The sequence below is a fragment of the Endothiovibrio diazotrophicus genome, assembly GCF_054657215.1.
In genome coordinates, this window is record NZ_BAAHXB010000013.1 from 46,969 (window position 1) to 71,258 (window position 24,290).

The 24,290-nt window shown below is 68.5% G+C and carries 23 protein-coding genes; 8 read left to right on the plus strand and 15 right to left on the minus strand.

Features of this window, described 5'->3' with window-relative positions:
* Positions 1-5,130 (minus strand): alpha-2-macroglobulin, encoded by a 5,130-nt coding sequence (locus tag ACYQ2W_RS05695; protein ID WP_459864115.1) that lies wholly within the window; start codon positions 5,128-5,130, stop codon positions 1-3.
* 278 nt (positions 5,131-5,408) lie between these two features.
* Between ACYQ2W_RS05695 and ACYQ2W_RS05700 the strand changes: the two genes are divergently transcribed.
* From ACYQ2W_RS05700 to ACYQ2W_RS05710, 3 genes are all read left to right on the plus strand, one after another.
* Positions 5,409-5,729 carry a type II toxin-antitoxin system RelE/ParE family toxin gene (locus ACYQ2W_RS05700; protein WP_459864117.1) on the plus strand — a complete coding sequence of 107 codons (321 nt, stop codon included), beginning with the start codon at positions 5,409-5,411 and terminating at the stop codon, positions 5,727-5,729.
* Positions 5,722-6,036, plus strand: coding sequence for a helix-turn-helix domain-containing protein (locus tag ACYQ2W_RS05705; protein ID WP_459864119.1), 315 nt, complete (start codon positions 5,722-5,724; stop codon positions 6,034-6,036). Before ACYQ2W_RS05700 ends, ACYQ2W_RS05705 begins: the two co-directional genes overlap by 8 nt.
* Before the next feature lie 63 nt (positions 6,037-6,099).
* Positions 6,100-6,366, plus strand: coding sequence for a hypothetical protein (locus ACYQ2W_RS05710; RefSeq protein ID WP_459864121.1), 267 nt, complete (start codon positions 6,100-6,102; stop codon positions 6,364-6,366).
* 80 nt (positions 6,367-6,446) lie between these two features.
* Here ACYQ2W_RS05710 and ACYQ2W_RS05715 read toward each other — a convergent pair whose 3' ends face one another.
* On the minus strand, positions 6,447-6,632 hold the full coding sequence (locus tag ACYQ2W_RS05715) for a hypothetical protein (RefSeq protein ID WP_459864123.1): 186 nt from the start codon (positions 6,630-6,632) through the stop codon (positions 6,447-6,449).
* An 18-nt stretch (positions 6,633-6,650) separates the two neighbouring features.
* Positions 6,651-6,824 carry a hypothetical protein gene (locus tag ACYQ2W_RS05720; RefSeq protein WP_459864125.1) on the minus strand — a complete coding sequence of 58 codons (174 nt, stop codon included), beginning with the start codon at positions 6,822-6,824 and terminating at the stop codon, positions 6,651-6,653.
* Between the two features lie 166 nt (positions 6,825-6,990).
* Between ACYQ2W_RS05720 and ACYQ2W_RS05725 the strand changes: the two genes are divergently transcribed.
* Both ACYQ2W_RS05725 and ACYQ2W_RS05730 read left to right on the plus strand, forming a co-directional pair.
* Positions 6,991-8,730 (plus strand): Eco57I restriction-modification methylase domain-containing protein, encoded by a 1,740-nt coding sequence (locus ACYQ2W_RS05725; RefSeq protein WP_459864127.1) that lies wholly within the window; start codon positions 6,991-6,993, stop codon positions 8,728-8,730.
* 15 nt (positions 8,731-8,745) lie between these two features.
* Positions 8,746-9,471, plus strand: coding sequence for a PaeR7I family type II restriction endonuclease (locus ACYQ2W_RS05730; RefSeq protein ID WP_459864129.1), 726 nt, complete (start codon positions 8,746-8,748; stop codon positions 9,469-9,471).
* 577 nt (positions 9,472-10,048) lie between these two features.
* Here ACYQ2W_RS05730 and ACYQ2W_RS05735 read toward each other — a convergent pair.
* Positions 10,049-10,219, minus strand: a complete 171-nt coding sequence (locus ACYQ2W_RS05735; RefSeq protein WP_459864131.1) for a hypothetical protein — start codon at positions 10,217-10,219, stop codon at positions 10,049-10,051.
* 135 nt (positions 10,220-10,354) lie between these two features.
* A complete protein-coding gene (locus ACYQ2W_RS05740) occupies positions 10,355-10,537 on the minus strand; it encodes a helix-turn-helix domain-containing protein (RefSeq protein WP_459864133.1) in 183 nt (60 codons plus the stop codon).
* A 258-nt stretch (positions 10,538-10,795) separates the two neighbouring features.
* Between ACYQ2W_RS05740 and ACYQ2W_RS05745 the strand changes: the two genes are divergently transcribed.
* Positions 10,796-11,095: a helix-turn-helix domain-containing protein gene (locus ACYQ2W_RS05745; RefSeq protein WP_459864168.1), complete on the plus strand. Its 300-nt coding sequence runs from the start codon at positions 10,796-10,798 to the stop codon at positions 11,093-11,095.
* Positions 11,096-11,414: 319 nt separating this feature from the next.
* Here the strand turns inward: ACYQ2W_RS05745 and ACYQ2W_RS05750 are convergent, their stop codons facing one another.
* From ACYQ2W_RS05750 to ACYQ2W_RS05765, 4 genes are all read right to left on the minus strand, one after another.
* Positions 11,415-14,528 carry a tetratricopeptide repeat protein gene (locus ACYQ2W_RS05750; RefSeq protein WP_459864135.1) on the minus strand — a complete coding sequence of 1,038 codons (3,114 nt, stop codon included), beginning with the start codon at positions 14,526-14,528 and terminating at the stop codon, positions 11,415-11,417.
* Between the two features lie 301 nt (positions 14,529-14,829).
* Positions 14,830-15,222: a type II toxin-antitoxin system VapC family toxin gene (locus tag ACYQ2W_RS05755; RefSeq protein ID WP_459864137.1), complete on the minus strand. Its 393-nt coding sequence runs from the start codon at positions 15,220-15,222 to the stop codon at positions 14,830-14,832.
* A complete protein-coding gene (locus ACYQ2W_RS05760; RefSeq protein ID WP_459864139.1) occupies positions 15,219-15,428 on the minus strand; it encodes an AbrB/MazE/SpoVT family DNA-binding domain-containing protein in 210 nt (69 codons plus the stop codon). The genes ACYQ2W_RS05755 and ACYQ2W_RS05760 overlap by 4 nt, the downstream gene beginning before the upstream one ends.
* 289 nt (positions 15,429-15,717) lie before the next feature.
* Positions 15,718-15,846, minus strand: a complete 129-nt coding sequence (locus ACYQ2W_RS05765) for a hypothetical protein (RefSeq protein ID WP_459864141.1) — start codon at positions 15,844-15,846, stop codon at positions 15,718-15,720.
* A gap of 184 nt (positions 15,847-16,030) precedes the next feature.
* Between ACYQ2W_RS05765 and ACYQ2W_RS05770 the strand changes: the two genes are divergently transcribed.
* The gene (locus ACYQ2W_RS05770; RefSeq protein ID WP_459864144.1) at positions 16,031-17,359 is read left to right on the plus strand and encodes an L-lactate MFS transporter; all 1,329 of its coding nucleotides are present in this window, start codon (positions 16,031-16,033) and stop codon (positions 17,357-17,359) included.
* Positions 17,360-18,043: 684 nt separating this feature from the next.
* Here the strand turns inward: ACYQ2W_RS05770 and ACYQ2W_RS05775 are convergent.
* Positions 18,044-18,349, minus strand: a complete 306-nt coding sequence (locus ACYQ2W_RS05775; protein WP_459864146.1) for an Arc family DNA-binding protein — start codon at positions 18,347-18,349, stop codon at positions 18,044-18,046.
* A 114-nt stretch (positions 18,350-18,463) separates the two neighbouring features.
* On the opposite strand from ACYQ2W_RS05775, the gene ACYQ2W_RS05780 reads away from it, so the two are divergent.
* Complete coding sequence (locus ACYQ2W_RS05780) at positions 18,464-18,808, plus strand: hypothetical protein (RefSeq protein WP_459864148.1); 345 nt, start codon at positions 18,464-18,466, stop codon at positions 18,806-18,808.
* A gap of 256 nt (positions 18,809-19,064) precedes the next feature.
* Here the strand turns inward: ACYQ2W_RS05780 and ACYQ2W_RS05785 are convergent, their stop codons facing one another.
* The 5 genes from ACYQ2W_RS05785 to ACYQ2W_RS05805 all read right to left on the minus strand — a co-directional run bounded on the left by ACYQ2W_RS05785 (position 19,065) and on the right by ACYQ2W_RS05805 (position 24,133).
* Complete coding sequence (locus ACYQ2W_RS05785) at positions 19,065-19,868, minus strand: hypothetical protein (RefSeq protein ID WP_459864150.1); 804 nt, start codon at positions 19,866-19,868, stop codon at positions 19,065-19,067.
* On the minus strand, positions 19,865-20,242 hold the full coding sequence (locus tag ACYQ2W_RS05790) for a type II toxin-antitoxin system VapC family toxin (RefSeq protein ID WP_459864152.1): 378 nt from the start codon (positions 20,240-20,242) through the stop codon (positions 19,865-19,867). The genes ACYQ2W_RS05785 and ACYQ2W_RS05790 overlap by 4 nt, the downstream gene beginning before the upstream one ends.
* Positions 20,239-20,448: an AbrB/MazE/SpoVT family DNA-binding domain-containing protein gene (locus ACYQ2W_RS05795; RefSeq protein WP_459864154.1), complete on the minus strand. Its 210-nt coding sequence runs from the start codon at positions 20,446-20,448 to the stop codon at positions 20,239-20,241. The genes ACYQ2W_RS05790 and ACYQ2W_RS05795 overlap by 4 nt, the downstream gene beginning before the upstream one ends.
* Before the next feature lie 83 nt (positions 20,449-20,531).
* The gene (locus ACYQ2W_RS05800) at positions 20,532-22,634 is read right to left on the minus strand and encodes a CHAT domain-containing protein (RefSeq protein ID WP_459864156.1); all 2,103 of its coding nucleotides are present in this window, start codon (positions 22,632-22,634) and stop codon (positions 20,532-20,534) included.
* Positions 22,631-24,133, minus strand: a complete 1,503-nt coding sequence (locus tag ACYQ2W_RS05805; RefSeq protein ID WP_459864158.1) for a metallophosphoesterase — start codon at positions 24,131-24,133, stop codon at positions 22,631-22,633. Before ACYQ2W_RS05805 ends, ACYQ2W_RS05800 begins: the two co-directional genes overlap by 4 nt.
* Between the last annotated feature and the right edge of the window lie 157 nt (positions 24,134-24,290).

Consider the following 24,290-nt stretch of genomic DNA (forward strand, 5'->3'; position numbering starts at 1 on the left):
CTACTCCTTCACCGTCAGCCACCCGTCCGCCCCCTGGCCGCGGCGCTCCGGCCGGTACATGTCCTCCACCAGCGGGCCGGGCAGGACGTAGCGCCCCGGGGTCACCGCACGCACCAGATAGCTGAGGTGGAATTCGGGGCTGTTTCCCGGCTCCAGGGCGGCGACGTAGCGGTCGTCGCGCAGCTCGCGGTGGCGCAGCGGCGAGCCTTGCGGCAGCCAGCCCAGCGCGCGCTGGTCGCCGCCGGCGCCGATTTCGGCGTTCTCCAGTTCGAGGCCCGCCGGCAGGCGGTCCACCACCAGCAGGTCGTGGTTGGTGCCGGCCAGCACCCGGCCCTCGATGACGGCGACCAGCAGCTGGTTCTGGCGGACCTCTTCAAGATTCACCGGCTGGCCGTCGAGGTCGCGGAAGTGGCGCTGGATGCGCAGGCCCGCCTCGGCGGCGGGCTGCGGGCCCTTCGGCTGGCCGTCGAGGGTGAGGCTGTACCAGAGGCCCTGCTCGCCACCGTTCTCCACGGTGAGGCCGTCCTGCAGATCGTCGGCGGAGAGCTCCAGGGGGCCTTGCGCGGGTTTCCCGTCGACCGTCGCGCCGACGGCCTGCGGGTCGCCGGCGAGGGCCTCCGCCGCCAGCGCCAGCCAGGCCAGCTCCTGGGTGCTGCCGCGGCGGGTATCCGCCCACAGGTTGCTGACACGGGTCGCCGTCTCGATCTCGCTGGCCGGGTCGACGCCCGCCTCCGCCTGCAACGCGAGCAGCGCCGCCAGATCGCGCAACGGGCTGCCGTAGTGGTGACGCTCACCCCGCGTGTCCCACCCCTGGCGCGCCCACCGGAACGCCTCCTCGGCCCGTTGACGCTCGCCGTAGCGGGCCAGCGCGGCGCCGAGCAGGGCGGCGGCCAGCGGGCGCTTGCGCAGCTCGTCGGCGAAGTTGTCGTGGAGGTAGCGCAGCTGGCCGGGGTCGGCCTGGCCGGCCCGGGCGAGCGCCTCGAGGGCGTAGACCTGCCCGTCCAGGCGGTTGGCGTGGGGTTGGCGGGCCTGCTGGCGCAGCCAGTCGAGGCCGCGTTGCCAGCCCCCCTCGGGCACCGCGTGGCCGGCGGCGCGGGCGCGGGTGAGGAACTCCATGGCGTAGGCGCTGAGCCACAGCTCGGCGGGGTCGTCGGCGCTCCACAGGCCGAAGCCGCCGTCGCTGTCCTGGCGGTCCAGCACGCGGGCGATGGCGGGGGCGATGCGCGCTTCGTACTCCGGGCGGCCGAGCAGCGGCAGGGCGGTGCTCACCGTCTGCTCCAGGCAGCCGTAGGGGTAGCGGTCGAGCTGCTCCAGCAGACCGGCGCGGTCGAGGCCGGCGCGGGCGTCGAGGTCGAGGCGCAGGGTGGCGCCCGGCAGGTAGTCGGCGAGCAGACCGGCGTCCCAACGGACGCTCTCGCCCGGCTCAAGGCGGCCGACGATGCGCCGGGTGCGCGGGGCGTGGGCGGCGCGCAGCGGCAGTTGCCACTGGCGGTCGATGGCGAGGCCGTCGGGGCCGTCGATGTGCAGGGCGAGTCTGGCGATGCCGAGGCCGCTGGCGTCGATCGGCAGTGCGCGGTCGAGGCGCTGGCCAGCCGCCAGTTCGACGTCGGCTTCATACCGCTGCCGGCCGTCCTCTCCCAGGGCCAGCGGGCCCTCCACGCTTAGGCTGAGGTGGTAGCGGCCGGTCGGGGCGTCGCGGTTGTCCAGGCTCAGCTCCAACTGGCTGTGGTCGCCGGGGGCGAGGAAGCGCGGCAGGTGGAGCTGGCTGGTGAGCGGGTCGCGCACGGTCAGCTCGCCCTGCGCCTGGCCGACGCCGTGGGCGTCCCAGGCCACCGCCATCAGGCGCAGGCGGCCGTTGAAGTCGGGGATCTCCAGCGGGAGGGTGGCGCGGCCGTTCGCGTCGAGCCGCACCGGCCCGGAATAGAGGGCGACAGTGCGCCGGCTGTGCTCGCGGGGGCCGCCGAGCTGGCGCGCCAGGGCGGCGTCGCCGCCCACCCGCAGCTCGCCGCGCTCGCCGTGGCGGCCGTCGAGCAGGCTGCCGTAGAGGTCGCGGATCTCCATCGCCAGCCCGCGCTTGCCCAGGTAGTGTGCGGCCGGGTCGGGGCTGGCGAAATTGGTCAGGCGCAGGATGCCCTCGTCCACCGCGGCGAGGGTGAGGCCGGCGGTGGTGCCGGGGCGGAGTCCTTCCACCCGGATCGGCAGTTCCAGCCGCTGGCGCGGGGTGATGCGCTCGGGGGCGTCGAGGTGGACGGTCAGGGTCTGACCGCTGTCGATGCCCAGCCAGGCCAGCCCGATGGCGCGGCCGGGGCCGTGTTCGGCGGTTGCGCTGCCGGGACGGAAGGCGTGGGCCATGACGTAGACCCCGGCGCCCCAGGCCGCCTCCACCGGCAGCTCCAGCTCGGTGCCCTCCGCGGGCAGGGTGACGTTGCGGGTGGCGTAGAGCCGCTCGCCGGCCACGGTGAGCACCGCCTCGCCGGCGAACGGGGCCTGGATGAAGACGCGGGCGGTCTCGCCGGGGCGGTAGCGCGCCCGGTCGAGGCGCACCTCCGCCTTGTCCGGGCTGTCGCCGGCCTGGGCGGCGGCCCAGCCGGCGTGGAAACGCAGGGCGGCGGCGGCGCCGCCTGCCGGGTCGTAGACCTCCAGGCGGTAGTCGCCCCAGTCGGGTTTCAGCTCCAGGCCGGCGGGGCCGTCGGCACGGGCGACAATTTCGCCCTGCCGGCGCGGGCGCTCACCCACCCGCACCTTGCGGAAGTTCCAGTCGCGGCCGCTGCGGTACCAGTCGTAGCGGTACTCCTCCTCCACCAGGGCGTAGCGCAGCCGGGTGCCGGCTACCGGTTGACCGTCGCGGTCCAGGGCGATGACGTCGAAGCGGGCCGGGCGGTCCACGTCCACCTGGTCGCCGTCGAAGTGGGGGCGAATGCCGATGTTCAGCTCGCCCAGGCGCACCGCCAGGTGGGTCAGCGCGTTGACCGGGCGGCCGCCGGGCTCGAACACGCTGGCGCGCACCGCGGCGCGCAGCGGGCGGTCCGGCGGCGCCAGGGTGGGCAGGGTGAGGCGCAGGCGGCTGGCGCCCGCGGTGTCGGTGTCGGGCAGTTCGAGGGGGAAGCGGCGCGGGGTCCACTCCTCGTCGATCAGGCCGAAGCGGTAGGCGGGGTAGGCCGGGAAGGGCTGCGGGTCCACCTCCAGTACCAGCTCTGCCTCGCCGTGGAGTCCGGCGCCGGGGGCGCCGTAGAAGTATTCGGCGGTGAGCGGCAGGTCGAGGCTCTCGTCGGCGTGGATCGCTTCCGCAGGGGCCTCCAGTTTCAGCCCGAGGGTGGGCGGCACGAAGTCGCCCACCTGGAAGCGGGTGGTGCCGACGGCGGCGCCCTTGCGCTCCAGCCGCAGCTCGACGCTCCAGCCGCCGCTGCGCGCGGTGGCGGCGAGCGGGAGGTCGAGGGCGTAGGCGCCGGTCTCGTCGGCCTGGAGGCTTTGCTCCAGGGCGACCACGCCGTCGGGGCGGGTGAGCGTCATCCATACCGGCAGGGGCTTGATGGCGCGGGCCTGGAAGTCGCGCAGCAGGGCGCTGAGGTGGACCGTCTCGCCGGGGCGGTAGACGCCGCGCTCGGTGTAGAGGAAGGCGTCCACCGGGCCGGGGGCGGCGCGCCCCTCGACGCCGCGGTCGCTGAGGTCGAAGGCGGGACGGGTGAGGTCGAGGAGGTTGAAGTCCTGGTGGTCTTGATACGCATAGACCGCCACCGGGGTGCGCCCGCCCTCGCCGCGCAGCAGGCCGGGGTCGAACAGGGCGTGGCCGTCGGCGTCGCTGACCACCTTGCCCAGCTCGCCGTTGTTGCGGGCGTAGAGCCGCAGCGCCACCCCGGCCAGCGGCTTGGCGCTGGCCAGGGAGCGGACGAAGAGGTGCAGCCCGTCGGGGCCGTTGACCGAGGTGAGGCCGAGGTCGCTGACCAGCAGCCACTGCGCCACCTCGCCGACCCCTTCGGTGCGCTCGGGGTCGAGGGCGCGGGCGGTGACGGCGTAGATGCCCGGTTGCAGTTCGATGTTGTCCAGCGGGATCAGCGTGGTGTGGCGCCGGTTGGCGGGGCCGTCGATGGCCATCTCGCCCTGCCACACCCGCTCGCCCTCGCTCTGGGCAATGCCCCAGCTGCGCCAGGTGTTGAGCTCGGCACCGAGGTTGCCGTCGTTGATCTCGCGGATCAGGTTGCGGTCGTTGATGTGCAGCAGCTCCAGCGCCACCTTGCGCACGTTGACGCTCTCCAGCGGGAGCCCGCGGCTGCCCACCCGCGGCAGCAGGTAGAGGCGGTCGTTGAGGGCCAGCGAGGCGGGGCGGTTGCCCACCTCGATGGTCAGCGTCGAGCCGTCGGCGAGGCGCTCGCCGTTCGCCGCCGGCAGCCCGGCGCGGACCTCCAACTGATAGGTGGTGCCGTAGTCGAGGCCGGAGAGACAGAGCTCCTGGCCGGCAGCGGTCACCGCGCTGTCCACCGCCGGGCGCAGGCGCAGGTAGTCGCCGTAGTTCACCGGCCGCCCGGCGCGCAGCGGCGCGGAGAAGCGCAGGCACGCGGTGGCGGTGGCCCCGTCGCGGCGCAGTTCGTTGCTGAGCAGGCGGAAGCGGAGCATCGCCTCCAGCTCGGCGAGGCGTTTGGTCACCCCGTCGTTGATGCCGTGCTCCAGCCCCTCGCGGTAGGCGTCGCGCGCTTCCTTCAACTGCCCCTGCCGGTCGCGCACCGCGCCGAGCAGGAACAGCGCCCGCGCGCCGACGTCCTCATCCGCCCCGCGCAGCCGCCACGCCAGCCAGGCGGCGCGGGCCGCCTCCTCGGCCCCGCCGCCGCCGTTCTGCTGGTTGGCGCGGAAGTGCTGCGCGGTGGCCAGCAGCAGCCAGGTGGCGGCCTCCTGCGGGCTCTGCGCCACCAGCCGCTCGTAGAACGGCACCGCCAGATCCCAGCGGCCCTGCCGCCCCATGGCGCGGCCCTGCTCCCGCAGCGACTCCACCGCCTCCCGCGGCGCCTCGCGATAGCGCTGCGCCAACTGGTCGCGGTAGCCCGCCGCCGCATCGTTGAGCAGCGGCGCCTCGAAGGCCGCCGCCGCGCCGCTGAAGAGCAGGAGCAGGGCGAAGAGCAGGCGGGACAACGGGGACATGGTGGGGTTCCTGGCTTGTCTGGGGCGGTGGAGGGGTTGGGCGTGGAGGAGTTCCGGCCGGGTGGGTGATTTATCCATCGGCTTGGCGGTCGGTGGAGTTCGCTCGGCGATCTTCTATCGAGGGATCATCGCACGGATGCAGGCGGGGGGTGAACGGGGTTTTGGCGGATAGTGTCGAAGACTACTGTATAGATAAGTGGTGCTCTAAGTAATATACTTTGCTGATGAGGAGAGTTCTGAAGACCCGCCACTTCAGTCGTTGGATGCGGAAGACGGAATTGACCGACGACGCGCTCTGTAAGGCCGTCGATGAGATGGAGCGAGGGCTGATCGATGCCGACCTCGGAGGGAATATCCTGAAGAAGCGGGTCGCGGTCTCCAGTCGTGGAAAGCGCGGCGGCAGTCGAACGCTGGTGGCGACCAACCGGGGCGACCGTTGGTGTTTCGTCTATGGATTCATGAAGAACGTACGAGCCAACATCAGTGCCAGGGAGCTGACCGCGTTGCGGTCGTTCGGAGAAGACCTGTTGGCGCTGACGCCCGAGGCGTTGAAGAGTCATATCGCGTCGGGGGCGTTGGAGGAGATCTGTGATGGCTAAATTCGGCAGCGGGATTCTGGAGGCGGTCCACGAAGGGGCGCGGGACCTCCACGCCAATGGTTTCATCGACAAGCGGCGCATGCGGGAATACGATCTCCTCTGCCTGGAGCCGATCCCCGACTTCCCCGGCGACAAGATTCGCGCCCTGCGCGAGCGCCACCAGCTGAGCCAGGCGGTGCTCGCCACCCTGCTCAACACCAGCCTCTCCACCGTCCGCCAATGGGAGATCGGCAGGAAGCACCCCAGCGGCCCCTCCCGCAAGTTGCTGGATCTGCTCGATCGGAAAGGGTTGGAAGGGCTGGTCTAAGGAGCGTGAGCCGTCGAGGTCGTCATGAGAACCATAATGGTTCCCGAAGCCGAGGAGAGGGCGATGAAAGCCGAATATGACCTGTCCGATGCCAAACGAGCTGATCAAGTGGAGCACCTCAACCGGTTGCGTCAACAAAATCGGGAGGCCGCGGACAGGCTCGACGATGGCGCCCACGATACGGAACAGCAGGAGGCGAAGCCTGCCGGGGCGCCAGATTCGTCCCCTGCCGTCGTCTCACGTAAGGCGGATGAAATTCGGCGCAATCTGAAGGAAGCCGGTGTTGCCGAGGAGGATGTGACGGACGCGGTGGCATGGGCGAGGGAGTAAGGCGCGCCGGATTTGGGGATGTCGAGCGGAAATCGGTGTGAGGTCTCTTCCCGGCAGAAGAGTCACACGTTCGCTCTCCTTTAGCGGTCGTCGCGGCTATCGGAATTCGAATCATCGATCGGCCAGTCGATCGGCCTCAGAATTGCCTTCATCCGCTCACCGACCCCCTCTGCCAGTTTCGGGTTCTGTAACCACATCTGGATGAAGAACTCGCGCATCTGCTCCGACTGGGCGATTCGCGCCAGCATCAACTCTTCGGGGATCACCCGGCGGGGCCGTTGTCGCTACTCATTGGGGTCCTCACCGCGTTGGATCTTCTCCAACGCCTCGATATCCATCCGGTCCTTCGCGCGCCGGGTTGCGCGTTTCATCGTCAGCAACTGAACCGCGAGTCCGCCGACCAGCACGTACCGGACCTGTTTGTCGGCGAGCGATTGGAGCAGTTCGATGATCTTCATCGGGCGATCATCGCACGGATGCGGGTGGTCGGAGAACGGGGGTGGAGTGGAGTGACGATCAACCGAGGCGAGCGGCCAGCACGTAGAGGATGCGGTGGCGTGGGTGAGGTAGGTGTATATATAATTAGTAAAGTTAACGCTCCCCCCTTCAATGACAGGCTTCGGCATGCACACATCTCCCGGCCAGATGAACTTCGATTGGCCACAAGAGGCCCTGCCTCCCCGCTCCCCGGCGGTGATTGCCGCGATCGAGAGTCTGTCGAAGGCGCAGGGGGCGGAGTGTCGCGGTGCGGTATTCACGCGAGCCGAAGTGGTCGACTTCATGCTCGATTTGGTGGGTTTCACCGAAGACCTGCCGCTCTACCGGCGGCGAGTGCTGGAGCCGTCTTTCGGCGGAGGCGACTTTCTGCTGCCGATCATCGACCGCGTGCTGCGGACATGGCGGTCAGCCGACGACCCGCGCAGTCCGCTGGATGCCTTGGGCGGCGCAATCCGCGCCGTCGAGCTGCATCGCGATACCTTTGACAAAACCCGCACGGCAGTCCTGAAGCGGCTCAAGAGTGAGGGTATCGCTGCGAGGTCCGCGACCGCCCTGGCCGATCGCTGGCTTATTCAGGGCGATTTTCTCCTCTGTCCGATGGATGCCGATTTCGATTTCGTCGTCGGCAATCCCCCCTATGTTCGACAGGAGTTGATCCATTCGGCGCTGCTCGCCGAATACCGGCTTCGCTACCGCACCCTCTATGACCGGGCGGACCTCTACATCCCTTTCATCGAACGTTCCCTCACGCTGCTGGCTTCGGGGGGGAGCGTCAGTTTCATCTGCGCCGACCGATGGATGAAGAATCGCTACGGTGGACCGCTCCGCCGCCTGATCGCCGACCACTTTCACCTGAAGTGCTACGTCGACATGGTGAACACCCCGGCGTTTCACTCCGAGGTGACGGCCTACCCCGCCATTACGGTCATCAGCCGGGAGCGCCCCGGCGTCACCCGCATTGCCCACCGCCCCGCCATTGAGCGGGCGGAGTTGGCGAGCCTGGCGCAGGCGCTGCGGGCGGATCTCCTGCCGAAGTCGCCGGGCACTGTTCGCGAGTTGGCGAACGTTACCCAAGGCTCGGAACCGTGGTTGCTCGAATCGTCGGATCAGATGGCCTTGGTCCGCCGGCTGGAACACGCGCTGCCCAGCCTCGAAGAGGCCGGATGCAAGGTCGGTATCGGCGTCGCCACCGGCGCCGACAAGGCGTTCATCGGCGATTTCGAGGGGCTCGACGTGGAGCCGGGGCGCAAGCTTCCGCTGGTAACCACCCGCGATATCCGGAGCGGCGAGGTGGAGTGGCGCGGTCAGGGGGTGATCAATCCCTTCACGGACGACGGAGGACTGGTGGACCTGAAGCGCTATCCGCGCCTGCGGCGTTACCTGGAGTCTCGCCGAGCGGTGATCGCCGGTCGTCACTGCGCGAAAAAGGCGCCTGCCAACTGGTATCGCACCATCGACCGTATCACCCCGGCCCTCACCCAACGGCCGAAATTGCTGATCCCCGACATCAAAGGCGAAGCGCATATCGTGTTCGAGGAAGGGAAGCTCTATCCCCACCACAACCTCTATTACGTCACCGCGGAAGAGTGGAGCCTGCGGGCATTGCAGGCCGTTCTGCTGTCGGCGGTCGCCCGCCTGTTCATCGCCACCTATTCCACCCGGATGCGCGGCGGGTTTCTCCGCTTCCAGGCACAGTACCTGCGCCGCATCCGGATTCCCCGTTGGGCGGAGGTCCCCAAGGCGTTGCGCGCCGAACTGGAACGGGCCGCCGTCAAGCGGGATCTGGCGGCGTGCAACCGGGCGGTATTCAAGCTGTATAAACTAAGCCCGGAAGAGCAGGACGCCCTTGGCGGAAACGGAGAATAGATGACCCTCAAACTAGTGGACTACGAGGCCAAGGCACGGGAGGCCGTCAAGGCCTTCTGGCAAAGCCGCGAAGCGGCGAAGCAGAAACAGCGGGATTCGGGGCGGAGCGACCAGGGTGAGCGCGCCGGCGTTACCGGCGGCAAGAACATGGACGGTTTCATCGAGCTGACCGAGGCGCTCATCCGGGCCAATGGGTTGGCCGATGCGGAAATCCATCGGGAGAGAGCCGCACTGACGCTGCCCGGCTTCTTTCGGCCCACGAAACTGTGGGATCTGTTGGTCGTCCACCGGGGTGAGCTGATTGCCGCCATCGAATTGAAGAGCCAAGTTGGCCCGTCGTTCGGCAACAACTTCAACAACCGTACCGAAGAGGCCATCGGCACCGCCCACGACCTGTGGACCGCCTATCGCGAAGGGGCCTTCGGAAAGCAGCCGCGCCCGTTTGTCAGTTGGTTGATGATGGTCGAGGACGCACCGAAATCCCGTTCACCGGTGGCCACGGACTCCCCACACTTTCCCGTTTTCGAGGCCTTCAACGGCGCTTCCTATCTCCAGCGCTACGATCTCCTCTGCCAGAAACTGGTGCAGGAGGGGCTCTACACCACCGCCACCCTCATCACCTCCGCGCGTGATGCCGCCGACACCGGCGCCTACACCGAGCTTTCGGAGTTGAGCGCGCTCAAGACCTTCGTCACCTCGCTGGCCGGGCATGTGGCCGCGGCGGCGGTTCGTTTGGGGTGAGTAGCGGGAGGGGCCGGTCGCTCTGGCGGCCCGATTCGCGATGTTGGCGCGGTCGGCTGCGCATTGTCGCGCCGGAGAGCCGTTGCGGCGGATGAGGGAAGGGCCCCGCTACTGACGACCGAAAAGCGACTACGGCCTCCACTGTAGGAGCGGCCCCTAGGCCGCGATGGCGCCGCGTCCGTTCCAGCCTCCTGCCGAATCGAAGTTCTCACTCCGTCATGATCGAGGCCTAGGAGCCTGTCGGGCTATGGGGGATCGAGTTGCGGGAGCGGGAGGACGGTGCCGATTTTTCGAAAATTCGAGGAGAATAGTGAGCTATTTGACGAGGATTTTCGGAAAAGCGGTGCCGTCATCCCGCTTTCGCGGCCGATTCATCCATAGTCCGACAGGCTCCTAGGGGCCGCTCCTACCCAGAGCCGGGGCGCCGCTCATCGATCGAATCGTTGATACTCGGTTTGGCTTTTCCAAAGAAGACGCTGCGTAGATGACGGGAAGACGATCGCTGATCGAGCGCTTCCCGTTGGTGGAGCGCGTCGCGTTTTCAACGGGGTGGCGTCCTGTGTCTGCACGGGGTGGTTCAGCAGCCGTGATACGGCACCCTCGTTTCCCGGCGGCGGAAGTGAGCGTCCTCACTCCAACGGAGTGGCTGCGCCTCGGCCAGGATGCGGTCGCGGAGGCGGTGGTGGATGCCGTCGTCGCTGATCACGTCCACCTTGCGGCCAACCCGCTCGGTCAATTCGAGGTTCATGGAGGCCACGTTGGCCGAAACCCATCGGGTAACAAACCGCTTCGCGGGCGGGCGCGGAAACGTACCCCGCGGGCCGGCGGTGACGGCAACCCGGATCTAGCGTTGTGCGGGTGCCGGGCAGGGACGGGCTGCCGGCTATTCGTCGAAGGTGAAAAGCGCCTTGGCCTCCACTTCGAGGACGTCGCAGATCCGCATGAGCAGGTCGAACCGCGGCCCGTGAATGCCGCGCTCGATGTTGCTGATGGTGACGGTGGTGGTGTGGGTTCTTTCCGCCAGCTCATCCTCAATCTGGTTACGACGCTCCGCGTCGTAACCCATAACCTTGGACGCTCTGCGTCCAGCCGCCGACGGGCTTTGAGTCCGCTGCCACCATTGACACGACGCGGAGCGTCTTGCGGGAGCGCGTAACCACGCAGAGCGTGGTTACGAGGGGTTTGCGTGGAATTATCGGCTATTTGACCGAATTTTATCCCGACCCGAAGTTTAACTTCGTGGGATTCACGGGGCGCCAAACCTATCGTTTTCCTCGTTCCATCAAGACGAGGATTTCACACGATGAAAAGCGTTGCGGCGCGAATGCGAAAGGCGCGGGAGGAACGGGAAATCAGCCTCCGCGAGATGGCGGAGAAGGTTGGCGTTTCAGAAGCGGCCTTGGAGGGATGGGAAAGCGGGGATATCGCTTCGCTTCAGCTCGGTCAATTCCTCCGGTTGGCCGATGAACTGGAACGCCCGGTGGAGTGGCTGCTCTGCGGTGATGCCTGGGAGCGGACGGGGGACGTGGAGGCGGAGGTGGCGGAGTTCGTCCGCCTGCTGGAGAAGCTGAGCCCGAACATTCGCGAATCCCTGCGCCGCTTCATCGAGGTGACGGTTCGGTAGGTTGCGGGGTCAAATGCAGGATCGCGCCCACGCTCCGGCGTGGGCGCGGGGTGGTGGCCGCTCCGGCGGCCCGAATCGGGACGCTGGAGCGTCCAGGGAGTGCGTTCCCACGCTGGAGCGTGGGAACGATCAATGGTGTCCTTCCGATCCCGTAGGTCGCCCCTACCGGGGCGACGCAAACGGGGGCACCTTCGTAAAACCTCGCGCCATATTGTCCGAATGGAATGTCTCACTCGGCGAGCGCATCGCGGCGTTGACTTCGGTGCCCCCGTTTGCGTCGCCGCGGTAGCGACGACCTACGCGGGCACTGCCGTGCCCGTCACGCCTCGCTTTCCGACGCCGCGGAGAGCCTTTGGAATACCTCCGCCGCCGGTCCCAGCAGCGCCGCGTCGGGCTCCCGTTCCAGCCGTTCACATTGCTCGCGATAGAGCGATACGAGCACCCGCATGAGGGGGACGAAGGCCGCCGGCAGCCGCTGGAGGTAGGGGGTGAGCCGCTCGATCCCCTCGGCGAAGGCGGCCAGCGCCTCCTCGTGGCCGCCGCCGTCGGCGGCGATCGCCGAGCCCAGCACCCCGAGCGATTGGCAGAGGTCGGCGGTGAAGGCGTCGGGCCGCGCCGCGGCCAGTTGGCGGCGGATCTCCACCGCCTCGCGGGCGGTGTCGAGGGCCTCCTCCCGCCGGCCCGGGCCGCTGAGGAAGGTGGCGAGGTTGTTGAGGCTCGTGGCGAGGTCGGGGCGGAAGGCGTCGGGCCGCGCCTCGGCCAGTTGGCGGTAGAGGTCGGCCGCCTCGCGGGCGGCGTCGAGGGCCTCCTCCCGCCGGCCCAGATCGCTGAGGCTGCTGGCGAGGTTATTGAGGCTCATGGCGAGGTCGGGGCGGAAGGCGTCGGGCCGAGCCGCGGCCAGTTGGCGGTAGAGGTCGGCCGCCTCGCGGGCGGCGTCGAGGGCCTTCTCCTGCTGGCCCAGGCGGCTGAGGAAGGTGGCGAGGTTGTTGAGGCTCATGGCGAGGTTGGGGCGGAAGGCGTCGGGCCGCGCCGCGGCCAGTTGTCGGCGGATCTCCACCGCCTCGCGGGCGGCGTCGAAGGCCTCCTCCCGCCGGCCCAGGTTGCTGAGGAAGGTGGCGAGGTTGTTGAGGCTCATGGCGAGGTCGGGGCGGAAGGCGTCGGGCTGCGTCTCGGCCAGTTGGCGGTAGAGGTCGGCCGCCTCGCGGGCGGCGTCGAGGGCCTCCTCCCGCCGGCCCAGGTCGCTGAGGCTGTTGGCGAGGTTGTTGAGGCTCCCGGCGAGGTCGGGGCGGAAGGCGTCGGGCCGCGCCGCGGCCAGTTGGCGGCGGATCTCAACCGCCTCGCGGGCGGCGTCGAGGGCCTCCTCCCGCCGGCCCAGGTCGCTGAGGCAGTTGGCGAGGTTGTTGAGGCTCATGGCGAGGTTGGGGCGGAAGGCGTCGGGCCGCGCCTCGGCCAGTTGGCGGCGGATCTCCGCCGCCTCGCGGGCGGCGTCGAGGGCCTCCTCCCGCCGGCCCAGGTCGTAGAGCCGGGCGGAGGCGTTGTTGAGATGCCCGGCCTTCTCGGCGAGGGCCGCCTCGTCTTCGCCGCCGACCGCATCGAGCCGCTGCCGGGTCGCCTCCTCGGCCAGTTCGCGCAGGGCGAGGGTGTGCCAATAGCGGTCGTCGAGGATCGTGCCCAGCCGCCCGGCGGTGGCGGGGTCGGGATGCTCCCGAAGGTGGCGGTGGAGCAGCCGGCCGAGGCCGTCCCACTCGGTGACGGCGATCTCCAGGGCCGGTGGGGCGAGGCGGGGGAAGTCCCGGGCGAGGGCGAGGGTGAGCCACCGCTCTCCGTGCTCCCGGTTCCATTTGGCGATCCGGGCGAGCACCGTGAGGCCGTTGACGAGGGCCGGGTCGTCGGTGTCGGCGGCGAAGGCGGCGGGGAGGAGGTCGGGGCGGGCCGCCAGCCGGGTGTCGACCCACCACTCGCCGAGGCGGTCGGGGAGCAGGGGGGCGACGTTGCCGTCGGCGGGGTAGAGCTGGCGCAGCCGTTGGGCGATGAGTGGGCGGGTGACGGCGTCGAGGGGGGCGGGGGCGCGTTCCAGCCAGCCGTGCAGCGCCTCGCCGGCGATGCCGCCGGCGAGGGTGGTGAGGGCGGTGAGGTCGCCCAGGGCCTCCAGCATCCGCTCTTCGCTCAGCTCCGCGGGGCGGATGCGGCCCCAGTGGCGTTGCTCGTGCTCCATCACCCGTCGGAAGAGCCGTCCCGCATCGCCGCCGGGGACGGTGTCGCCGGCCACGGCGAGGTAGGCGGCGGTGTGGATCAGCAGGGCGTTGTCGAGGCCCTCGCCGGTGAAGTCGGGGAGCGTCGGCTCACCGATCGCCTCGGGTCTGCGCTGGAAGCGTTCGGCGTGCCCCTTGAAGGCGGCGAAGGCGCGGAGGAACAGGGCGGGGCGGGCGGGCTCGTCGTGGCCCAGCGGGGGGAGTTCCTTGGGCGACTCCTGGGTGAAGAGTTCGCGGGCGTCCGGGTCGCTGAGGGCGTAGTGGTCGATCCACGGGCCGGCGTTGCGGGCGAGGAGGATGATCCGCACCCGGCGGGTGCCGGCGTGGCGCTGGAGGGTGGCGAGGAGGCGGGTCACCTCGTCGTTGCGGCCGTCGGCGTAGTCGACCACCACGAAGAGGGGGCGGTGGTCGCGGGCGAGGTGGGTGAAGTCGGCCTGCGGGTGGGCGTGGAGGAAGCCGGCGCGCCAGTGGCCGGGGAGGGCGCGGCACCACTGGATGAAGAAGCGGCTCTTGCCGGCGCCGCCGGGGGCGGTGTAGAGGCGCAGCTTGGGGTAGTCGTCCCCGCCTTCGTTCGGGCCGTCGCACCACGCCTTCAGCTCCGCCTCGAACGCGGGGCGCGGCTCGTAGGGGACCACTTCGTAGTCGGCGCGCAGCAGGTTGCTGGGGGCGATCCGGGCGGCGCGTGCCAGTGGGGTGGCCGGGTGGGGGATGCGCAGCAGTTGCTGGGGGGTGAGGAGGATCTTCAGCCGTTCGTCCAGTTGGTTCAGGCGGCCGCCGATCTGTTCGCGGAAGGCGGACTGGAGTTCGGGGCCGGTGCAGAGGGCGGCGAAGGTGGCGTGGAGCGGTTGGCGCATCGCGTCGTCGACGGGCTCGCCGGCCTCGCGGGCGCGGCGCAGGAGTTCGTCGGCGGCGCGGGCGGGGTCGAAGTCGAGGGCGGCGAGGGCGCGGGTGTCGAGGGCGTGGCGGAGGTAGAGCGCCTCGCTGGGCTCGTCGAGGTGCTGGAGGGCGGTGTCGGCGCGTTGGCGGGTGTCGGGGTCGAAGATCAGGCCGACGATTTCGTTGAGGCCGGCGCCGAGGAAGCCGGTCAGTGCGCCCGCGGGGCCGCCGAGGCCGCCGGCGGCGGTGGCGATGAGCAGGCGGAGGAGGCGGTCGGCGCCGGGGTCCTGGTCCTTGGGGGGCATCGTTGGGTCTTCCGGGTGAGATGGGGCGATCCTATCCAAGGCGGGTGGGTTGTGCATCCAAACGGTGGTTCGGGGGGGGCGTGCTCCGTCGATGCCGGTGCGCCTCCTGGCGTTGGCACACCCTACGCGGGGTTGGTCGGAGCGCCTTCGTTTAAGGGGGCATTCACACGAAACTCTCCGCTCGGATGGTCGCGGGAGGAGGGCGTGCGCCGTGCCTCCGTTCGACACGGCGGCCACGGGCCGCCCTATAGGGCGCGCCGCGCGCGCCGGGCGGTGATCGGAGCCCGGTTCGTTGAGCGCCTCAGGAAGCGCTCTTTCGAAAGAAGAGCACGCCCGGTAGCCCTTCGAAGTGGTCATCGGCGGTGATCAACTCCACTTTGCCGAGTTGGGCGGTGGCGTAGATCATGGCGTCGGCCATCGCCAGGGCGTGGCGGCGCGAGAGGTCCGCGGCGAACAGCGCCAGGTTGCCGTCGAGGGGGACGACCCGCCCCCGCTCGGTGACGCCGATCACCTCCAGCGCCCATTGCTCGTCGCGCTCGCGGCAGAGCCATTTGTGCAGCTCGTACTGCACCACCGTCGGGACGATGATCCGGGTCGGATCGGCGAGGTAGGGCCGGAAACGCTCGGCGAGCGGCCCGTCGGTGAGCCACTCCACCCAACCGCAGGTATCGACCACCACCTCCAAAGCGGTCACTCCACGTCGCTTCGGTCGCGGATGCCGGCGGTGTCGGCCCCTTTGGCGATGCCGCGAAGCTGATCCATCTCCCGTAGCGGCACGAGACTGATGACGTCGCCTTTGGTGACGAAGACGAAGCGCTGTCCGGGATTGAGGTGGAGCCGATCGCGAATCGCCTTGGGGATCACGATTTGGTATTTGCTGGAGAGGGTGGCGGCTTCCATATTACGGATTCGCTATCGATGATCGGTTTCGTAAGAATAGAGGGGGAGGCTGGAAGGTTCAAGAACGGACGGCGGTTGAGGGTGAGGGAGATATCGACGCTCCTGCGCAGCTTTATCGGAGAGGCGTCGCCCCTACCGGGGCGACGCAAACGGGGGCTCCTTCGTAAAATCTCGCGCCATATTGTCCGAATGGAATGTCTCACTCGGCGAGCGCATCGCGGTGTCGACTTCGGTGCCCCCGTTTGCGTCGCCGCGGTAGCGACGACCTACGCGGGCACTGCCGTGCCCGTCACGCCTCGCCTTCCGACGCCGCGGAGAGCCTTTGGAATACCTCCGCCACCGGTCCCGGCAGCGCCGCGTCGGGCTCCCGTTCCAGCCGTTCGCATTGCTCGCGATAGCGCGATACGAGCACCCGCATGAGGGGCGCGATGGCCGCCGGCAGTAGGCGGCGCTCGCCTCGTTGACGGCGCGTGCCGATCGTTCCACGGAGCGCCTGCGCGCGGCTCGCCGGCGCCAAACGGACGCCGGACCGTCATCAAACCATCACCCGCCATCCGTACAACGGGGCTCCCTCCATCCTGGAAGATCCGAGGAGTATCCCGGTGAACGCACAAAAACCGATGAACCGCTGGTGGGTCGTCTTCGGCGCGATCCTGATCCAGCTCTGCCTGGGGGCGATCTACGCCTGGTCGGTGTTCACCCCGGCGCTGATGGCCGAGGGGTGGAGCAAGTTGCAGACCCAACTGGTCTTCGCCGTCGGGCTGGCCAGCTTCGCCGCGGTGATGCTGGTTGCCGGGCGCAAACTGAACGACTGGGGCCCGCGCCGGCTGGCGATGGCCGGCGGCATCATCCTCGGGGCGGGCTACCTGATCGCCGGGCTGAGCGGCGGTACCGGCTTCTGGCCGGTGCTGCTCGGCGTCGGGCTGGTCGGCGGGGCGGGGATCGGCCTCGGCTACGTGGTGCCGATCGCGGTGGGGATGAACTGGTTCCCCGACCACAAGGGGCTGATCACCGGGCTGGCGGTGGCCGGCTTCGGCTTTGGCGCCATGGCGTGGGTGAAGCTGGCCGGCGCCTGGGGCGAGCTGATCGCGACCATCGGTCTGGCCCACACCTTCGTGGTCTACGGCGTGCTGTTCGCCGCGCTGGTGCTGGTCGGCAGCCTGTGGATGCGCATGCCGCCCGCCGGCTGGCGGCCGGCGGGCTACCAGCCGCCGAGCGCCCGCGCCGGGGCCGGTGGCGAGGAGTTCACTGCCGGCGAGATGCTGCGCACGCCGCAGTTCTACCTGATCTTCCTCACCTTCGCGGTGAGCGCCGGGGCCGGATTGATGTCGATCGGTCTGATGAAGCTCTACCCGATGGAGGCGCTGCTCGCCCATGGTTACGGTGCGGCGCAGGCGAGCGCCATCGCCGGTACCGCGATGGCGGTCTTCTTCAGCATCGCCAACGGCATCGGGCGCATCGTCTGGGGTGTGGTCAGCGACCGGCTGGGGCGCAAATATTCGGTGATGGCGATGGCCGCGAGCCAGGGGGTGATCCTGCTCGCCTTCACTGCCATGGCGGGCAACGAGTACCTGCTCTACCTGGGTGCCGCGCTGATCGGCTTCAACTTCGGCGGCAATTTCGCGCTGTTCCCGGCGCTCACCGCCGACGAGTTCGGCAACCGCGCGGTGGGGCGCAACTACCCCTACCTGTTTCTCTCCTACGGCGCCGGCGGCATCCTCTTCCCGATCCTCGGCGGGGTGCTCGGGGATATGGGCAACTTCCCGCTCGCCTTCTCCATCTGCGGCGTCGCCTGCCTGGCTGGGGCCGCCGCGCTCTCCCTGGTCTCCCCGCCGCGGCGCGAGGAGGCGCACCGGCCGTTCAGCGTCCACGGCTTCTTCCACCAACTGCACCTGCTGGAGCCGCAGGAGTCGGCGGCGGAGGGTCGGTAGGGGCCGGGTCCCCGCGCCTCCGCGCCCGTGAGCGACGCGGGGAACGCAGAGGCGCAGAGGCGCGGAGGACGCGGAGAGGAGGTGGCGGAGTCCTGGTTCTCCTGGTTGCTACGCTCCGCGTAGCAACCCGCCACCTTGGACGCTCTGCGTCCAACTGCGGGTGGGTGAATCGCCGTGGATGATCCGGCACTGCGTGCTTTTTTCCCGCCGGAGTTCATCCACCGTCGTGCCTTCGTTCGGCACGGCGGCCGCAGGCCGCCCTATAGGGCGCGCCGCGCGCGCCGTGGTGATCGCGGCCGACGTTGTCGATGGATCATGCCGAGCTTTCCGGCGAAGTAACGGCATGCGATTACCGCATCCGCCCGGAATGGCGGGCGAGTACGGTAGCAACGGATAGCGAGCCGCAACGCGTCCGGTATGACGCAGAGCGTCGAGGTGGTGCGTTACGACGCGGAGCGTCGTAACGAGGGGGGGAGGGGACTTCGCCGGAGGGAAGCCGGTGGGGCGCCTGTCCTGGTTGCCGCGCTCCGCTTCGTCCTGGTTCTCCTGGTTGCCACGCTCTGCGTGGCAACCCGCCACCTTGGACGCTCTGCGTCCAGCTACGGGTTGGCGGTGTGCGGTGGCATTCCTGCCGGAGTTCGTATAACGCCCCGCTTTCGGTCGGCACGGTGGCCGCAGGCCGCCCTATCTCTTCGGCGGCGGTTCGTCCAGCCGATCCCTCGCATCCCCCAACAGATCGGAGAACTCCAGCACCTTGCCGGCCAGCCGGTCCAGGGCGCGGCCGATCGCCTCCCGTTCGTCCTTCGGCGGGCCGTCGAGGCCCTCCGCGTCGAAGGCGAGGGATTGGCGGAGGCGGAAGATCACCTCTGCGTTCAACGATCGCCCCGACCTCGCTCCTGCCCGGCGCAGGGCCCGATACACCTCTTCGGGATAGCGGATCTGGGTATTGATAGCGTTTTGGCGCTTCTTTTGGGTGGCCTTCTTTTTCATGCGGCCAGTTTAGTGCAACTGAATTAGTTGCAGTGTTACTGAATCAGTATGTTTTTGTGTAAAATGGCTAACTCAAATCGTTTTGCTAACGAACAAGAACAAGAGGAGCTGAAAATGGATATGCCTTCCGAGGAAGAGTGGCCCGACGCCGACGATCCCGGAGAACCCTCCATGGCGCCGTTACGGGAACTCTTCCGATTGCTGCCCAACTCCCTGGAGCGGGGCGGCAAGGTGGATTTCCGCAACCTCAGCGACGACGAGTTGCGGCGCCTCCGGGAGAGCGCCGAACAGCTCCTCGACGCCTCCATCGACGGCATCGCCGCCATCGGCGGGCTCCTCGACTGGTCGATGGCCCTGGAGAACCGCCCCTGCGAGATCTACGGCTGGCGCCTCGGCCTGCTGCTCAAGATGGTCGCCGAGCTGATGACGATCTGCCGCGAGGTGGAGAGCGCGACGTAGGTCGCCCCTGCCGGGGCGACGCGAACGGAAGCAGCGGGGTGTGAGTTGCCTCTGGAACGAACCGACGGGAACGCTCACTCGGGAAGGGCGGCGAAGGTCACGCCCCGCTGCCTCCGTTCACGTCGCCGGAGCATCGGTGACCTACAGGGTGTCGCCGTCCGGGCGGAGGTCTCGCGAATAACGGATGGCACGAGAGGTCGGTTGGGTTGAGCGAATGCGAAGCGCACCACCGTGTCGTAGGCCATGGGGTTCTTGATCAGCGCCTCCTGGTCCAGGCCGGCGATGTACTCCTCGATGCGTTCGCACGCTTCCAGGATCTCCTTGAGGTGCGGTAGAGTTCCGTGAGGTAGTCGTAGGCCCGCTCCTTCAGTTCTTCGAGTTGCCCTTCCAGTCCGCCGGCGTCGATTCGCCGGTCCCAGCGAAGGCCGCCGCCGCTTTTCTTTCCGTGCTCCGGGCCATCAACGTACTCGTGGGGAATCCGTTCCTCGATGCGTTGGTGCATCGCCTCTTCCACTTCGTCCGTCAGATATTGCGCGACCGAGGTGAGGGTGGAGTAGTTGAGGCGGCCGTCGATGAGCATTCGCGCCCAGAGCCAATGGGGACCGCCCTCGTAGGGTTCCTCCACGTAGTCGGGGGACTCCCGCCGCCGGGCCTCCTGCTGGAAGCGGTGGTCGTCGATGTCGTAGTCGTGGACCGTCTCGAAGTCGAGGAGGGTGACGCCGTCGGCCATGGACTCGTTGAGGTAGATCCGGTCCTCGCCGATCCCTTCGGTAAGTAATCGCGCCCAGTTGAGCGCGTAGAGCCGGGCGGGTTCGAGGTCTTCTTCGGCCTCTTCCCAGGCCTCGTCGCGGTCGCACCTCGTACCGGTCAGGGCGGTGATCATGATCCGGCTCAGCGCGTCGCGGGTGTCGCGGTCCCTGTCCGCGTGGAAGCGTTCACGCCGGTTGTCATCCCAGGAAAAATAGTCCGGGACCACCGCCATCAGCGCCCTGCGCGCGGCGGCTTCGATGGCGGCGTGGTCGAAGGGGTGGAGTCGTCCCCTGCGGTCGTTGGGGATCATTTGCGTTTCGGCTGGTAACGCACGTCATCCAACCCCTCGAAATCGGCGTCCTGGGTCCAGATGGTGGCACCGTGAAGGCGGCCGCTGGCGTAAACGATACTGTCGGCGAGGGGGAGGCGGTGACGGATGCCGAGGGCGGCGGCCTCCAGGGCGGTACGTTCGTCGAGGGGGATTGTGTGGCCCTGGCGCATCAGTGCGGTGGCTTGCAGGGCGGCGTCCTCTCCCCGTTGTCGGAGCAGTCGTTTGTGGACCTCGTGGATGACGATGGTGGGGACGATGAGCTGCTCGGTATCTTCCAGAGCGGGGGCGAAGAAGTCGGCGTTGGGGCCGTCGGCGAGGTACTCCAGCCAGCCGCAGGAGTCCACCAGATTCACACGCGGTCGTCCCGCTCGCGGGGGACGTCGGTGTCGATGCCCTTGAAGGCGCCGCGCATCTCGCGGATGTCGCGGGTGGGGATCAGTTCGATGCGGTTGCCGAGGGGGATGACCTGGAATCGGGTGCCGGGGCGGATGTCGAGCTGCTCGCGCACTTCTTGGGGGATCACCACTTGGTATTTGGAAGAGACGGTGGTTTGGGGCATGGGGCGGCTCTCACGGGCAAGTGGATCGTGGATAGGATGGTAAGACGATAGTCTGATCGATGAGGGCGGGCAAGGAGACGCCATCATGACAAGGTGCTCCGGTTACCCCGTTTCGGCGGACACAGCCGGTTCGCCATATCACCCGCCAGCGGCCATAGGGGGGCGTTCGTGATCGGGTGGCTGAACGCCATACTCCCCCACCACTGTTCGTAGCGCCGCAGTTGGCGGGCACTGGAGTAGAGGACGAACTCTTCGGGTTCGGCGAGGCGGAGGAGCTGTTCGGTGTGGTGTTGGACCTGCTCGCAGGCCGCATCGGGACGGTCGTCGCTGAAGCCGTAGCGCAGCAGCCACAGCTCCACGGCGCTGCCGTGGGCCCACATGCGATGCTCGCGGTCGGCGGAGTCCAGGTCGGTGTCGACGGAGAAGAGGGCGGCCTGCCAGCGCCGTTCGTTTGCCTCGTTCCACGCCTCGCCGAGGATCAGGTTGAGGGAGAGGAGCTGGGTCAGCGACCAGTGCAGGGGTTTGCGGCCGAGGCGGTTCTCCGCCGGCTGGGCGACGGCGGCGCGCGCCGCCCGGTCGTAGTGGCGGCGGGAGTGTTCCAGGCTTTCGAGGCTCCGTTCGTGGAGCGCTTCTTGCCGATCGGGGTCTTCCTCGTTACGGGCGACCTCGAACCACGTTTCGGCGATGCGCTTTTCCACCGCGCCCTTGTAGCCCAGGGTCTCGACCGCGTACCCGGGAGCTTCCGGGAGACGCTTGATCGCATTTTCCACGACTTCGACGCAGTGGCGAACTTCCTTTTCGGTGGTTGTGGCGGCTGCCGGGGCGCTCTCCCCGCGGGGTAGGTTGACGCTCCTCTCCATGCGGCGCGACGGCCGGTGCTCCTCAAGGGTCTCCGAGCGGTAGCGGTCGAGGGTCCGGTCCATGCGGTCGAGGGCGGCGTCCACGGTCCCCTTGGCCTGTTGGAAGCGGAAGGCGAGCAGCTGTTCGTCGATGTCGGCGGGCAGGGCGGCGTAACCCACCAGGGCCGCCCAGTCGTGGACCTCGGCGCCGTGGGCGGCGTAGAGGCGGCCGCGCAGCTTGTGCAGGGCGAGGCGCGGGTCGAGGCCGCAGAGCAGGTGGTGATAGAGTTCCTGCACCATCACCACCGAGCCCTTGAAGGTGAGCGGGAACTGGGAGGCGACCACCAGCGGGATGCCGGCGCGGTGCAGGTCGTGGGCGATGCTGGCGCCGTCGTAGACCACGTCACCGACGTTGGCGCTGTCGCAGCCGGCCACGGTGACCACCAGCGGGCGGCGTTTGGGGGTGTCGTTGAAGCAGCCGGTGTGGCTGCCGCCGAGGATGTTGGCGAGGCGGTCGCCGCCGACCACCTCGAAGCCTTCGCGGCTGTGGTGCAGGCGCAGGCCGAAGCGTTCGCCGCGCCGCTTGGGGTCGATGTCGCCGTGGGCCAGCAGGTGGACGTGGGTGTATTCGGTCCGCGCGCAGGCCTCGGCGATCCGCTCCACGCTGGCGTGGCCGATGACGGTGATGTGCTTGCCCAGTTCCGCCTTCACGGCCTCGTCGTCGGTGGGATCGAAGTACTTGAACCAGGGACGGAGCGCGGCCACCAGGCACTGCAGATGGGCGTGGGCGAGACCGTCGAGGCCCTCGCCGTCGGCGTGGGCGAAGAGGATGCGCGGGGTACGGTTCCACTCGTGGTGGTCGTGGTTGACGCTGCGCACCCGGCGGGTGATGGCGACCGGGGCGAGTTTCTGCAGGGAGAGCCATCCGCCCTCGCCGCCCTTGCAGCCGCGCGGCACCTTGGACAGCTCGAAGGGGAGCATCGCCAGCTCGGCGGCGGAGAGCACCAGCTCCAGGTTGACCAGGGCCGTTTCGCCGCTGTGGTGGTTGAGTTCCGGGATCAGGCCGTGGACGGTCTCCAGGACGCCGGCCATCTCGCCGGCGGTCTGCTCGATCACCTCGTGGCGGTGGGCGTCGTCGCCGTCGCGGTCGGAGGTGCGATAGCGCAGGGTGCGCAGCCGTTCGAGGAACGGGCGGTGCTCGTAAGGGACCTCGACGGTGGCGGCGCCGTAATCGCCGCACAGGGCGAGGTAGCGGGTGAGGGGGGAGAGGAGCTGGTTGTGCGGGGGGCCGTGGCGCAGCAGTTCCAGGCTGACGGTGCGGATCCCGGTATCGGTGGTGTGGTTCATGATTCGGTGCCCCGGAGGGTTTGGCGTTGTCCGTCGGGTTCGGCGTTGCACAGCTTGCCGCGGGTCATCCCGTCAGGCGTCGGCTCGATGCAGGCCACGGTGGGCTGGATGATGAGTAGCGGCTTGGCGTTGGGGAGACGCGCCGCGCCGAGCGCGCTCAAGTTGGGGGCTTGAAGGTCTTGGTAGAGCCGGTCGAACGCGTCCTGGTCGTCGAGTACCTCCGGCGGGATGCGGATGAGTTGAGCCCAGGTGCCGGTGTTGTAGTAGGCGCCGCGCACGCTGCGCGGGAGGGCGCGACGCAGGTGGGAGTGGCCCGCGATCAGAAAGTGGACGTCGGGGCCGGCCAGCTCCATCAGGGCCTTGTCGTTGTCGTCCGCGACACGGGTATCGAAGCTGAAGTCGTCGAGCAGGTTCTCCTTGAGCCAAATCCGCAGGCCCTTGCGCATCACCTCCTTGCGCGTCTGCTGACGGAACAGGTCGCGGACCCAGTCGAAGGCGCCGAGCTGCCGGGTCTCCGACCACTCCGCCAGCGCCAGCGGGTCGTTGTCGTCCTGCTCCAGCGCGCGAAAGGCGGCGAGCAGGGCGTCTTCCCCCGACTTGCCGCCGGCTTCCCGCTGCATGATGTCGTCGAGGAGTCGGTTCACGCTCTGATATTCGTTGGGGTGTGGGTCTTGTGGGTTGGCCTCCAGTTCCCGTTCGGTGGCGAGGAAACCCATTCGGCGTCGTGCGGCGTCCCAGCCCAGCGCACCCATCACGCGCAGGATGTGACCGAGGGCGAGCACCACGTCGCGAGGGAGGTCCAGGGTCGTGAGGATGGGGACGACCGCCTTCGTCTCCGGTTTGAGGAGATCGACCATCGGGTAGCGCGCCTTCACCTTGTTCATGACGTCGACCACCAGCCGAGTGCCGGCGTTGGCGTCCCACTCGGGCGGGTGGACGCCGCGGTTGAGGCTGCGCAGGATTTTGCTCAGGGAGTGGAAGTCGACCACGTTCCAGTCGTCGATCTCATTGCCGTGCAGGCAGAGGACCCGCCGGTCGCCGACCATGCAGCTGAAGCCGCTGCCGTGGGTGTGGAAGCGCAGACGGCCGCGGGCGGCGGCGCTGTTTTGCGAGAGCCGCGCGGCGAGCCACTCCTGGACCTCGGGCAGGGCCAGTTCCACGTCGTGGTTGCCGAGGACGAAGATCAGGTGGCGTTTCTCGGTGGCGACGAACTGTTCCAAGGCGCTCCATACCGGTCGGAATTTCGGCTCGTCGAGGTAGATTCGCCGCAGCTTCTTCAGGGCGCCGGTGGTGTCCAGATAACAGGCGGGCGCTTCGGCGAGGAAATCGACCACGTCGCCGTTGAGTACCAGCGCGGTTTCCCGCTCCGGGAAGTCGTGGCAGATCCTTTCGATGGTCTTCGCCAGCCGCTTGCCCTCCGTGAAGATCTGAAATCCTTCCTCGCCGCCGAGGTGGAGGTCGGAGATTGCGTAGAGGGCGTCGAAGCGGGGCTGTTCCATTTTCGGGTCTCTTTGACGGATATCTCCCTATTCTCTGTTCATTGAAACCGTTCCTGTAGTGGAGAAATTCGGAAAATTGCGTAAGAAATATCTTAACCCGCATTTCTCACCAGCCCCCGTAGCGAGGGAGCACGCCCCGTCACTGCGGGAGGATCGG

Excerpts from the sequence above, each read along its gene's own strand:
- ACYQ2W_RS05740 (WP_459864133.1), bottom strand. The coding sequence starts at position 10,537 with ATGGGTTACGACGCGGAGCGTCGTAACCAGATTGAGGATGAGCTGGCG.
- ACYQ2W_RS05750 (WP_459864135.1), bottom strand. The coding sequence starts at position 14,528 with ATGCCCCCCAAGGACCAGGACCCCGGCGCCGACCGCCTCCTCCGCCTG.
- ACYQ2W_RS05800 (WP_459864156.1), bottom strand. The coding sequence starts at position 22,634 with ATGAACCACACCACCGATACCGGGATCCGCACCGTCAGCCTGGAACTG.
- ACYQ2W_RS05735 (WP_459864131.1), bottom strand. The coding sequence starts at position 10,219 with ATGAACCTCGAATTGACCGAGCGGGTTGGCCGCAAGGTGGACGTGATC.
- ACYQ2W_RS05720 (WP_459864125.1), bottom strand. The coding sequence starts at position 6,824 with ATGAAGATCATCGAACTGCTCCAATCGCTCGCCGACAAACAGGTCCGG.
- ACYQ2W_RS05705 (WP_459864119.1), top strand. The coding sequence starts at position 5,722 with ATGGCTAAATTCGGCAGCGGGATTCTGGAGGCGGTCCACGAAGGGGCG.
- ACYQ2W_RS05725 (WP_459864127.1), top strand. The coding sequence starts at position 6,991 with ATGCACACATCTCCCGGCCAGATGAACTTCGATTGGCCACAAGAGGCC.
- ACYQ2W_RS05760 (WP_459864139.1), bottom strand. The coding sequence starts at position 15,428 with ATGGAAGCCGCCACCCTCTCCAGCAAATACCAAATCGTGATCCCCAAG.
- ACYQ2W_RS05805 (WP_459864158.1), bottom strand. The coding sequence starts at position 24,133 with ATGGAACAGCCCCGCTTCGACGCCCTCTACGCAATCTCCGACCTCCAC.
- ACYQ2W_RS05785 (WP_459864150.1), bottom strand. The coding sequence starts at position 19,868 with ATGATCCCCAACGACCGCAGGGGACGACTCCACCCCTTCGACCACGCC.
- ACYQ2W_RS05765 (WP_459864141.1), bottom strand. The coding sequence starts at position 15,846 with ATGCGGGTGCTCGTATCGCGCTATCGCGAGCAATGCGAACGGCTGGAA.
- ACYQ2W_RS05795 (WP_459864154.1), bottom strand. The coding sequence starts at position 20,448 with ATGCCCCAAACCACCGTCTCTTCCAAATACCAAGTGGTGATCCCCCAA.
- ACYQ2W_RS05710 (WP_459864121.1), top strand. The coding sequence starts at position 6,100 with ATGAAAGCCGAATATGACCTGTCCGATGCCAAACGAGCTGATCAAGTG.
- ACYQ2W_RS05775 (WP_459864146.1), bottom strand. The coding sequence starts at position 18,349 with ATGAAAAAGAAGGCCACCCAAAAGAAGCGCCAAAACGCTATCAATACC.
- ACYQ2W_RS05780 (WP_459864148.1), top strand. The coding sequence starts at position 18,464 with ATGGATATGCCTTCCGAGGAAGAGTGGCCCGACGCCGACGATCCCGGA.
- ACYQ2W_RS05745 (WP_459864168.1), top strand. The coding sequence starts at position 10,796 with ATGCGAAAGGCGCGGGAGGAACGGGAAATCAGCCTCCGCGAGATGGCG.
- ACYQ2W_RS05695 (WP_459864115.1), bottom strand. The coding sequence starts at position 5,130 with ATGTCCCCGTTGTCCCGCCTGCTCTTCGCCCTGCTCCTGCTCTTCAGC.